General features: G+C 62.8%; 7 protein-coding genes. 4 read left to right on the top strand and 3 right to left on the bottom strand.

Translation table 11 applies throughout. The features are described 5' to 3' along the window. Position 1: 1 nt before the first annotated feature. Together IVB50_RS26245 and IVB50_RS26250 are read right to left on the bottom strand one after the other, a co-directional pair. Positions 2 to 1,108, bottom strand: a complete 1,107-nt coding sequence (locus tag IVB50_RS26245; RefSeq protein WP_247297804.1) for a GTPase-associated system all-helical protein GASH — start codon at positions 1,106 to 1,108, stop codon at positions 2 to 4. Then, complete coding sequence (locus tag IVB50_RS26250; RefSeq protein WP_345946457.1) at positions 1,108 to 2,439, bottom strand: metallophosphoesterase; 1,332 nt, start codon at positions 2,437 to 2,439, stop codon at positions 1,108 to 1,110. Before IVB50_RS26250 ends, IVB50_RS26245 begins: the two co-directional genes overlap by 1 nt. A 169-nt stretch (positions 2,440 to 2,608) precedes the next feature. On the opposite strand from IVB50_RS26250, the gene IVB50_RS26255 reads away from it, so the two are divergent. From IVB50_RS26255 to IVB50_RS26270, 4 genes are all read left to right on the top strand, one after another. Next, positions 2,609 to 3,010, top strand: a complete 402-nt coding sequence (locus IVB50_RS26255) for a hypothetical protein (RefSeq protein ID WP_247297809.1) — start codon at positions 2,609 to 2,611, stop codon at positions 3,008 to 3,010. A gap of 12 nt (positions 3,011 to 3,022) precedes the next feature. Then, positions 3,023 to 3,472: a hypothetical protein gene (locus IVB50_RS26260; protein ID WP_247297811.1), complete on the top strand. Its 450-nt coding sequence runs from the start codon at positions 3,023 to 3,025 to the stop codon at positions 3,470 to 3,472. 4 nt (positions 3,473 to 3,476) lie between these two features. After that, a complete protein-coding gene (locus IVB50_RS26265) occupies positions 3,477 to 4,226 on the top strand; it encodes an SOS response-associated peptidase (protein ID WP_247297813.1) in 750 nt (249 codons plus the stop codon). Between the two features lie 75 nt (positions 4,227 to 4,301). Then, positions 4,302 to 6,458: a 3'-5' exonuclease gene (locus IVB50_RS26270; RefSeq protein WP_247297815.1), complete on the top strand. Its 2,157-nt coding sequence runs from the start codon at positions 4,302 to 4,304 to the stop codon at positions 6,456 to 6,458. Positions 6,459 to 6,669: 211 nt separating this feature from the next. On the opposite strand, the gene IVB50_RS26275 is transcribed toward IVB50_RS26270, so the two are convergent. Then, positions 6,670 to 7,443, bottom strand: a complete 774-nt coding sequence (locus IVB50_RS26275) for a hypothetical protein (RefSeq protein WP_247297817.1) — start codon at positions 7,441 to 7,443, stop codon at positions 6,670 to 6,672. Positions 7,444 to 7,799 lie beyond the last annotated feature (356 nt).

Here is a 7,799-nt window from a genome sequence, read left to right on the forward strand (position 1 = left end):
CCTAGCTCTCCAACCAGATGCCGAGACGTTCGCGATAGAACAGATTCCCAAGGTCGATGCCCGCGACGGCCAAGTCCGAATCGATGCCGGTGATGGCTGACCACGCGGCCGGCCACGACGTGTCGTCTCCGACTTCCAGCTTCCGCTGGATGGCGAAGTGAATAGGCTGCGTCACCGCGGACGGCTTCGCGCCATCGACCACGAGCGTGCGCAGAAAGCTGACGTCGCACGCGTTGATCGCCGTCGAGATCGCAGTCTTCTTGCATTCCTTGAGGCCGGCTCTCGAAAGAATCGGCTTGACCGACGACGGCCCGGGCGCCTTGCGCGTCGCGTCGGCGAGCTCGGCGGCGAAGATGATCGGCTGCGCATCGGCGGGGACGTCGACGAAGGGGCGATCGAGGGTCTTGCTGCGTGCGCCGAAGAGCCACCACAGCATCTGAAGCTCCTCGTCCTGAACAGCGACGAAATCATCGATGCCGGCGAGGGCCGCATTCGTCTTTCTGACGACGTCGGCCATCACGCTGTTCGTGTACTTCGTCAGATTGTCGATACCGGCCATCACGACCTCGATCGAAAATCCTTCCTTCGTCATCTTGTCGCGCGTGGCCTGGTCGAGGCCGGTCCGTCCTACGTCGGCAACCCGACCAATGGTCGGACGCGTGCGCCGCCCGTCGGCGATCCTCGCGATCGCGACTTCCGCGGCGGCGGCTAGATCGAACGGGAAGGTCGCCTTCCGGGAGCCCACGAAGAACGCACCCGACGTCTTCAACGACGCTTCGACAGCGATGTCGCCGTCTCCGTCGAGGATCGTTGCGAGCGCTGCGCCGCACAGGATCTCGAGTTCCCGGTCGTTGTCGGCCATGTCGAACAGGTCGTCCGCCGCCCTAAAATGTTCGCGCAGGACCGCCATCGCGGCGTCGCCGGGGCGCGATTTCGATTTGAGCAGTAGAGCCAGCATCGTTTCGATGCCAGCGGAGTCCGCCGCCTTTGCGAGCGACGCGACCCCCTTCCACCTGTTGTCCAGCCTGGCCCGATTTTCGCTGACGTCCACCGTGCGATACCAGCGCGGAAATTCCCCCCTCATCGGCGGAACGCTTTCCTCTGCCATCAGCGCCTCTCCCTCTTCGCGATTTCGCGATCCAGTTCTTCGAGCAGATTCTTCTGTCCCGCCCGGATCAACACCCTGCCGAACCGCTCGGACGGCGGGAGCCCGGCCTCCGCCGGATCGTTCAGCTTCAACGTGCGGGAAATCTCGCGGCGGTCGCTCATGTCCAACTGCCAGAAACGCAGCACAATGCTACGGGCGCGATCGTCTGACATGACTGCCTCCACGCCATCCGACGGCGGCTCGGCGACGGGCGACGCCGGCCCGACGACCGCGGCCGATGGCCTCGGATTTACGTTTCTCAATCTGACCTCGGCATGATGGATTTCGCAATCGTCGTCCTTAATCGCCTTGAATCCCTCGGGACTGGTCTGCCATTCGAGCAGATGGGCCGCGACCTCGAGCTGCGGCTGCCCGGTCTTATTCCGGCCCAGCGAGAGATCGATCATGTTGTATCCCGGTCTCCAATCCTTCGCCTGCCGTTCCGGATTCACCGCGCCGGCATAGAACGTGACGTACCTCGGGTCGCGCACGATGCGCTGGCGATGCTTGTGGCCGAAGAGATGGACCGTGCATCTGCTGGTCACGTCGTCGGCGACCCGATCACCATCGGTAAGCCAGTCCGGGGGGTGGTGGCACATAACCAGGTTGACGACATCGTCGACAGGATCGAGGGCGGTCTGCTGCGGCTCGACGTAGAGATCCCGTTCGACGTCATTCTGGCCTTCGGGAGTGCGCCAACCCGACAGGATGGTCGAGTTGAGACCGTGAATCCGCAGCGTGATCCCGTCCCGAAAGGGAAGATCTGCCTTCCAAGACAACCGTTCGGGGGCGAAGATATTGCCGGAAAAATTGAAGGCGAAGTCGTTGTAGGCGGCAATGGGCCTCAGAAGTGCCGGTCCCGTCTCGGCGTGCTGCAGCTGTCGTTCAATCTGCCATTCCTTGTCGTCGGCGCTCGCGGCGTTGACGATGGCACGCTGTGCGTTCTGAACCGACAGATCGGCGCGGATCACGTCACGATCCACGTCGTGGTTCCCGGGGATGACAAAGATGCGGTTCCGGGCGCACCCGCAAGCGTCGGCCAATTCATAGAGCCATTTTAGGGCCGCTACGTATTCCTGCGGTTTTCCGGCGAAAGCGATGTCGCCGCCGACGAGGATCGCATCGACCGATCCGAGCGACTTCACCCGGTCTCTCGCATCTTGGATTAAGCGCGTGCGGAAAGGCCGGTCTGGGTCGCGGTTCGTGTTGCAGATCGGATGACGAAAATGAATGTCCGATACGTGAAGTAAAAGCATTCCCGAAACAGCTCCCCATCGACGATTACCCAGCATTTACCTCAACTTATCCGGGAATCGCCGGTCTTCGGCCTGTGTGTTTTTTGAATTTCGCTTGGCTCTACAGCACCATAGATGGGCGAGAGCGCTGTTCCCGTCAACGAAGTCCTCTGAAAAACATCTTCTCGTACTCGACTCTTGTGTTCTTGATATGTTCTAATTCGGCATGACCGACCGCCCCGCCAGCTGGCGCATGCCCACCCGGAAGCAGATGGAAGCCATGGCCCGTGCCGTCGGCAGGAACGCCCCCCCGGTGCGCGGGCTGGCTCCGGACGACGACCTACCGCCAGAATACTGGCAGTCGCTCCTGGCGGACGCCGGCGCCGGCGGGGGCCCGGCGCCCGCTGTGTCCGGACGCCAGCTCCGGCTGGACCGGATTTCCAAGCACCTTCTGCGGGTCGGCTGCCGGCGCTGCGGGAGGACCGTCGAGATCCAGAAGGCCGATGCGATCCGGCTCTACGGTCCGGAGGCGGTTTGGCGGGACGTTGGCCAGCGCTTGCTCGATAACACCTGCAGCCAGCGGACCGGGCGCCATGAGGAAGACGGCTGCTGGCCGTCGTACGACTGACGGCTGCTGTCCATGGCGCCAAAACACCACGGGACCCCGCTCTCCGGGGGCGACCGCAAGGCGCTCGTCAAGGAACTCGGCAAGGCCCGCGCGATGATGACGATTCTCGCCGCCCAGTCGGCTGAGGCGCGGACCAAGGGTGAAGCGCTTATCGAGCAAGCCGACCGGCTCCTGTCCGAGTCCTGGAACGAGCGCATGTGGGCTGATGGCGGCCCGATCGACCCGTCGCCGACAATCGACCAGGCCATCAACGGAGGCTATAGCTGGTTGCAGATCGAATGCTCGCGGTGCAAGGCCGCGCGCGACGTCGATCTGGCGGCGCTGACGCACCCTTCGACCACCTACGTGCATGATCTCGCCAGCCGCCTGCGGTGCCGGAAGTGCGCGAAGGCCGGTAAGCGCCCGCCTGCCGCCCTGCTGCAGCTGGCCCAGAGGGCTCGGCATCCGGATCCGGAGACCTGAAAACTTGTGCAACCTCTACAGCATCACCACCAACCAGGCCGCCATCAGCGCGCTGTTCCGCGTCGTCAACCGCTACGTCGGCAATCTCGCGCCGATGCCAGGCGTCTTTCCCGACTACACGGCGCCGATCGTCCGCAATGGCGCTGCTGGTCGGGAGCTCGCCACCGCCCGATGGGGTATGCCGTCGTCGTCGAAGGCGCTCATGGACGCTACGAAGAAGCGGGCCGAGAAACTGCAGGCCAAGGGCAAGACGGTTGACTTCAAGGAGCTGCTGCGGATGGAGCCGGACAGCGGCACCACAAACATCCGGAACGTGAAGTCGAAGCACTGGACGCGCTGGCTCGGCGTCGAGAATAGATGCGTGGTGCCGTTCAACTCGTTCAGCGAGTTCAACAAGGCCGAGGGCGGCGACATCTGGTTTGCACTCGACGAGACCCGCCCGCTGCTCTGCTTCGCCGGCATCTGGACCAACTGGACATCGGTCCGGAAGGTCAAGGAAGGCGAGACCACCAACGACCTCTACGCATTTCTCACAACCGAGCCGAACGCCGAGGTCGGAGCGATTCATCCGAAGGCGATGCCGGTGATCCTCACGACGGCCGACGAGGTCGAGACCTGGATGACCGCGCCTACCGAAGAGGCCTTGAAGCTGCAGCGCCCCCTTCCGGACGGTACGCTCCGGATCGTGGCACGGGGCGTGAAGGAAGACGCCGCGCCGGCGGCTGCCGAAGTCCGCGGCTCTGGTCACCCGTAGCTCGTCGAGCGGCTTGACTTTGAGGACGGCACTCGAACAAAAATAGAACAAACGATTCTTGCCCCGAAGGTCCGCTTGGCCAAATTGCCGCAACTGCCCGTCTACTATTATCTCGACCACTTCGCCGAAATGTTGGGGTTCGTGGAGCGGACGTATGCCCCCGTGCTTGGTCCGGAGCATCGTGCCTTCATGGCTCGGTTCGGGCGCCTATCGAGAGATGCGCGATGCCTCCTGGTCCGCATGATCAACAGGCGCGGTGCCATCTTCAACCGATCCCTGTTCAACTACCCCGAGATCGATGACGTCGAGCGGGCGGCCGCCGATCTGACCGCGGCCGGTCAGGCCCGCGCGCTCGGCGAGGCGGACTATGCGGCCTTCGTCTTGTCCTTGCCGAAGGACGTCCTCGTCACCGGAGCGCAGGCGGCCGGGCGAGGAGACGTCCGCAAATCCTGGTCGAAGCCGAAGTTCGTCGACTATTATCTACAGAGCATCCCCTTTTCGGTCGCAGCGCAGCACTGTGGCGCCCGTAATTTCATCGCGCTCGAGGGGACGCAGCCGATCGAGTTCCTGCTCTACCTCTACTTCGGCAAGACCGAGGTGAACCTAAAAAACTTCGCGCTGCGCGATTTGGGGATCCTACGCACCAACCGAGAGACCTCGTTCAGCGCGCGCTTCACCGATGCCGAGGAGGCGCTCGCCTCGTTCCACTACAGCCAGATCCTCGACAGCCTGGAGGCCGGATCGGAGCCTGTCCATAGACGGGCCGCCGTCGACGTGCTCACCGGCCCAGCCTACACGTCCCAGTACGCCGGCGATCTCCGCAGCCGCGCCGCGCATCGGACGGGACTTTTCTTCGAAAAAGCGGGCGAGAGCGATCTAGCCCGTCAGCTCTACCGCGCGGGGTCTTCGCCGGACTGCAACGAGCGTCTAGTCCGACTGCTCTACAATGCCGGCGACAAGACAGAGGCCGAAGCACTGCTTCAGCGGATGATCGATGATCCCGCCAGCGATGAGGAACACCTCTTCGCCACCGACTTCTACGCCCGCAAGTTCGGCGGACGGCGCGCAGGTCTCCACACCGAACTTTTGCGGTCCGGCCGCACGATCACCGTCGATGACACCCATCGCGGCAATCCCGAGGCGGGCGTCGCCGGCGTGCTGCGGCGCGATGGTACGAAGGTCTTCTTCACTGAGAACGTGCTGTGGCACACCCTGTTCGGCCTGCTCTTCTGGGACGAGCTGTTCGAGAGCACCCGCATGCCCAGCGGGTTCGATTGGCTGCCTCATTGCCTGAAGGACCGCAGCTTCCGCCGGCTCTTCGCCGCGATAATCGACGAGAAGCTGGCGGCCATCGCGTCCGGATACGCCCTACCGTTGATCCTCCGCACCGTCGCAGCGAGATGGGGGCGCCCGAACGGGATCTTCAGCTGGGATCACGTGCAAGTGGAGGCGCTGCGCGCCCTGCTCGAAGGATCCGATACGGCCGGCATAGCCAGCATCGTCCGCGGCATGTGCGACGATTTCCGCGGGATGCGAGACGGCTTCCCCGACCTCATGTTGGTCCAGGACGGCAAGGCGTCCTTCATGGAGGTCAAGGCGGAAGGCGATGTGATCCGCCGCAACCAACTGACCCGCCTCCGTCAGCTCGGCGACGTTGGCATTGTGGCCGAGATCGGTCGGGTCGACTACCGCTTCGACCCCGAGCAGGATTACGTCGTGCTCGACATCGAGACCACCGGCTCATGGTCGAACGGCGACCGCATCACCGAGATCGGCGCTGTGAAGATCCGCAACCACCGGGTCGTCGACGAGTGGCACTCTCTCCTCAACCCGCAGCGTTCCATTCCGGCAAAGATCGTCCAGCTGACCGGCATCACGAACGAAATGGTTCGGGACGCGCCTTTGTTCGCCGAAGTCGCGGATTCCTTCATGCAGTTCATGGCCGACGGCATCTTCGTCGCCCATAACGTCAGCTTCGACTACGGTTTCATCACCTACGAATTCGAGCGGATCGGGCGACGCTTCAGATTTCCGAAGCTCTGCACATGTGTCGGAATGCGGCGGCGCTTTCCGGGACACAAATCCTACGGACTAGGGAAGCTCTGCGAGATCTACGGCATATCGCTCGACAATCACCACCGCGCCCTATGCGACGCGCGGGCCTCCGCCCAGTTGTTGAATCTCATCAACCAGAAGCGGAGTGAGGAGAGATACATCGGCGAAGCCGCCTAGCGGTTCGAGCCAATGGGTGACTTGGAAACGGCTCCGGAAAATTCCGATAAGACGAAATTTGTCTTGCTCCGTCGGGCAAAACAGTGGTTCATAAGGCGCTGGTCCTAGCGACACGAAGGAGCCAGCCCGATGGCGAATGACGTGGACACCTCCTCGGAATTGTCCAAGATCGCGAAACTGAACGGTGACTTCCGAAGGAATTACGGCACTCTCATCGGTGCGATTTTGTACCTCCGCACCGTGAGCGCCGCCCGCCGAAGCCCTTGGCTTTGGGCTGGCCTGATCTCGATCGCTTTTTCGGCAGTGCTGAGCTGGTTGGGGCGGCATGGGTGGTTTTTGCCAGCATTGCCTTGACCGCGCCGAACAATGCCCCCTTTTCCTTGTAGACCGCGCCCCGATGTCGACGAAGGGACTCGGAGGAAAGCCAGACGTACCGGCCCGCCCTCAGCGGGGCAGGCAACAGCACATAGTCCTCGATCGCCCGATTCGCCGCATCCAGCCGCATCACGGCAAGCAGGCCAGATGAGATCTGCCTTCGGTAAGCCTTGCACTGCGCGGCGTGGTCCTCTCCGCGATGCGCCAGTCGTCGCGCCACGAGAAATGAGACCAGGCGCTCGCCGCCGATTTGGAGAGCTATGCCATCAGGAAAAAAATCAGCCTGCAGGCCCAGCTCGGTTCTCAGCAACTCCGCGAGCTCGGCAGCATGCCTCGCCTGTTCGGCAGCCCAAAAATCCCGGGTCTCGATCCAGTCGCGGTTACGCGGCGACGTGTATCCGATCAGCGCGTAGGCCTTTCGCAACGACCCGAAGTGCTTCACGTACGAGGAGACATGATTGAGGCCCAGCGTTTCGTTGATGATGCGCGAATTGAGCTTACCGCGCCGACGGAGCGCGAGACGTAGGCGCACCAGCATCTCATCTTCCGGAATTTCTACGCGGCGCACGGCAAGCAGCTTCTGGGCGTGCACGAAGATGCCGGGGTCCACGATAGGCTCGATCGCCGCAGCGCCCCGGACCAGGTGTGATCCGGGTTTTTGACCAACTTCTGTCCCAAGCGCCGCGACGTGCGATTGTAGACGGTCTTGCCGATGTAATTCTCGTTCGCGAGGATGGTCGGTATCATGCCGTCGGTCCAGGCCCGGCCGTTGTGATTGGCAATTCCCGCCTCGTTCAGTTGACGCCTGATGTCGCTGTAAGATTTCCGGCCGTTGACGAACTGATGGCCCGGATCACGGCTGCCTCCTGCGTATTTCGGCGATGGTGAGCGGCGATTTCAGGCGATCGTGAGCAGCTGTTTCGCGCGATGATGAGCAGCGGCTTTGACCGACATGGGTGATTGGTT

Source organism: Bradyrhizobium sp. 87 (genome assembly GCF_023073015.1).
Taxonomy (GTDB): domain Bacteria; phylum Pseudomonadota; class Alphaproteobacteria; order Rhizobiales; family Xanthobacteraceae; genus Bradyrhizobium; species Bradyrhizobium canariense_D.